Annotated in this window: 5 protein-coding genes; 4 read left to right on the forward strand and 1 reads right to left on the reverse strand. The window is 73.2% G+C overall.

Annotated elements, in window-relative coordinates; all coding sequences use genetic code 11:
- From Q0L15_RS18565 to Q0L15_RS18575, 3 genes are all read left to right on the forward strand, one after another.
- A partial coding sequence (locus Q0L15_RS18565) for an NAD(P)-dependent oxidoreductase (RefSeq protein WP_296605950.1) occupies positions 1–808 on the forward strand: 808 nt, incomplete at its 5' end.
- On the forward strand, positions 801–1,178 hold the full coding sequence (locus tag Q0L15_RS18570) for a carboxymuconolactone decarboxylase family protein (RefSeq protein WP_296605951.1): 378 nt from the start codon (positions 801–803) through the stop codon (positions 1,176–1,178). The genes Q0L15_RS18565 and Q0L15_RS18570, both read left to right, overlap by 8 nt.
- Before the next feature lie 137 nt (positions 1,179–1,315).
- Positions 1,316–1,486, forward strand: a complete 171-nt coding sequence (locus Q0L15_RS18575; RefSeq protein WP_296605953.1) for a hypothetical protein — start codon at positions 1,316–1,318, stop codon at positions 1,484–1,486.
- 7 nt (positions 1,487–1,493) lie between these two features.
- Here Q0L15_RS18575 and Q0L15_RS18580 read toward each other — a convergent pair whose 3' ends face one another.
- Positions 1,494–1,940, reverse strand: coding sequence for a DUF6314 family protein (locus Q0L15_RS18580; protein WP_296605955.1), 447 nt, complete (start codon positions 1,938–1,940; stop codon positions 1,494–1,496).
- Positions 1,941–1,996: 56 nt separating this feature from the next.
- Between Q0L15_RS18580 and Q0L15_RS18585 the strand changes: the two genes are divergently transcribed.
- The gene (locus Q0L15_RS18585; RefSeq protein WP_296605956.1) at positions 1,997–2,470 is read left to right on the forward strand and encodes a ribonuclease H; all 474 of its coding nucleotides are present in this window, start codon (positions 1,997–1,999) and stop codon (positions 2,468–2,470) included.
- Positions 2,471–2,655: the final 185 nt, after the last annotated feature.

The raw sequence follows: 2,655 nt of genomic DNA on the forward strand, positions 1-2,655 counted from the left end.
GCGCATGAGGGTCGGGTTCGTCGGCCTCGGCAACATCGGGAAGCCGATGGCGCTGAGGCTCGCCGCGGCCGAGGGTATCGACCTGACGGTGTACGACGTGGCGCCCGGTCCGGTTGCGGAGCTGGTCGAGGCCGGGGCCCGAGCCGCCGGCAGCATCGGCGCGATCGACGCCGACGTGGTCTGCGTGATGGTCAGGGACGACGACCAGGTGCGGTCGGTGGCCGGCGAGGTGCGTCCCGGTGTGGTGCTGGTGGTCCACTCGACGGTGGCGCCCGGCACCCCGGGAGAGCTGGCAGCGGCTGGACACACCGTGCTGGACGCCCCGGTCTCCGGCGGATCGATGGGCGCCGCCGACGGATCGCTCGCGATCATGGTCGGTGGGTCCGGGGAGGCGTTCGACGTCGCCCGGCCCGCGCTCGAGGCGATGGGCTCGATGGTCGTGCACGCGGGCCCTCTCGGCGCCGGCACCCGGATGAAGCTGGCCCGCAACCTCATCCACTTCGTCGCGTTCACCGCGGTCACCGAGGCCCAGCGGCTCGCGGAGGCGGCCGACCTGGACCTGGTCGAGCTCGGCAAGGTCGTGCGGCACACCGACGCGATCACGGGCGGGCCGGGCGCGATCATGCACCGCGACACCACGGCGCCGATCGCGCCGGACGACTTCTGGCACGGGGTCTTCGGACACGTGGCCGACCTGGGGGAGAAGGACCTGGCGTTCGCGATCGCGCTCGCGGACGAGCAAGCCGTCGACGTACCGCTCGCACGACTGTCGCTGGACCGATTGAGGGAGGGGCTCGGCCTTGGGTGACTTCGAGGGGCTGCCGGAGACGCGGCGGCGCGGGCTGGAGAAGATGGAGCAGGTCTACGGCTTCGACATGACCGACGGAGCCGGTGACTTCTTCCGCTACACCGCGGACCACCTGTTCGCCGACATCTGGAACCGGCCCGGCCTCACCGACCGCGACCGCCGGCTGATCCTGATCGGGATGCTCGCCGGCCAGGGTGCCGCCGACGTCCTCGGCATCCAGGTGCCGGCGGCGTACGCGAACGGCGAGCTCGACGAGGCGGCGCTGCGCGAGATCGTGATCTTCGTGTGCCACTACGCCGGCTGGCCGAACGGCGCGCGCCTCAACTCGATCGTCGAGGAGACCATCGCGAAGGCCGCCCGGGGCCGCTGACGCCCGACGTGTCAGCCGAGACCCGCAGCGGCCCCCAGTCGACCCCGAGCGGACTCCCAGTGGCCCCCAAGGGCTCTGCGGGACGGTGAGGTCATCGAGGCAGAGAGCCTCGGACCCACCGATCCCAGGAGCACACCATGTACGACTTCACCGCCCCGCTCGTCGCGTTCTTCGTCCTCGCCGGTGTCGCCAGCACCGCGGCCGCCATCGTCCTGGTCGGCGTGGTCGGCGACCTGCTCGCCGCCCGGAGCCGCATGGCCGCCCCGGTGACGCTCAGCCAGCCCGTCGTCGAGCGCCAGGCCGCCTGACCATGCCTCACCCGGACCGGGGGCGGGCGTCGCGCCGGTCGGTGTGGACCGTGGTCATCACGTAGTCCTTCTCCGGCCCCGACGCCCGCCACTCCACGGTCCACCGCTGCACGTCCCCCGAGATGCGACCCGCGTAGAGGTCGCGGCCGCACGGGTGCTCCACCGGCGTCTCCACCGACCACGGGTGGAACGGCCGCCCGTCGGAGAAGTACACGAACCACCCGTCGTCCCCCCGCTCCACGTAGAGCGTGCGGCTCACCTCGACCGCCCGGCCGCCCCAGCTCATCGTCCCCTCCTCGCTCCACCGCACCCGGTCGGGCGACTCGAGCGAGAGCGTGGCGGTGCCGACGACGTCGCGCCGCTCGCCCGCGAGACGGTCGTCCACGACGCGGGTCAGCGTCCAGGTGCCCACCAGGTCGGTGGGCAGCACGGCGTCCTCCCTGGCGTGGCCCATGACCGATGACGGTAGCCAACGGCCTCCCAGAAGCGGCACTGTGCGAGGGTGCTCCGGTGCCGCCCCGTCAACGCACCAAGCGCCCGCCCCGCCCGCCCATGCCCGTCCCGCCCGGTGCGCGCGAGGTCTTCACCGACGGGGCGTGCTCGGGCAACCCCGGCCCCGGCGGCTGGGCCTGGGCCGTCGACACCTCGATCTACGCCTCGGGTCACGAGGCGCCCTCGACCAACCAGCGCATGGAGATCCGCGCGGCCCTCGAGGCGGTCCGCTCGCTCGACGGACCGCTGCTGGTGGTGAGCGACTCGACGTACGTCGTCCACTGCTTCCGCGACGCCTGGTGGCGCGGCTGGCTGGACCGTGGCTGGGTCAGCTCGGCGCGTACGCCGGTGGCCAACCGCGACCTGTGGGAGCCGCTGGTCGACCTCGTGCAGACCCGCGGCGACATCGCCTTCGCGTGGGTCAAGGGCCACTCCGGCCACGTGATGAACGACTTCGTCGACCGACTGGCGGTGGCCGCGACCCGACCCTGACGCCGGCGCGACACGGGCGTGGCCTCCGGGGCTCGAGTGACGGGCGAGGTTAGCGTTGGCGCTGCCGCACCAACCGCCAGACCGAGCCGAGGGGAAGCCGCGTGGTCCGACGGGTCCGTCTCGGGCGCCGTGACGCGTCCCCGCGCGCCCGCAGGTGGATGGGTCCGCCGCCGCTGCTCGTGCTC

It is taken from the genome of Nocardioides sp. (assembly GCF_024509035.1).
Classification (GTDB): Bacteria; Actinomycetota; Actinomycetes; order Propionibacteriales; family Nocardioidaceae; genus Nocardioides.

Excerpts from the sequence above, each read along its gene's own strand:
- Q0L15_RS18575 (WP_296605953.1), top strand. The coding sequence starts at position 1,316 with ATGTACGACTTCACCGCCCCGCTCGTCGCGTTCTTCGTCCTCGCCGGT.
- Q0L15_RS18580 (WP_296605955.1), bottom strand. The coding sequence starts at position 1,940 with ATGGGCCACGCCAGGGAGGACGCCGTGCTGCCCACCGACCTGGTGGGC.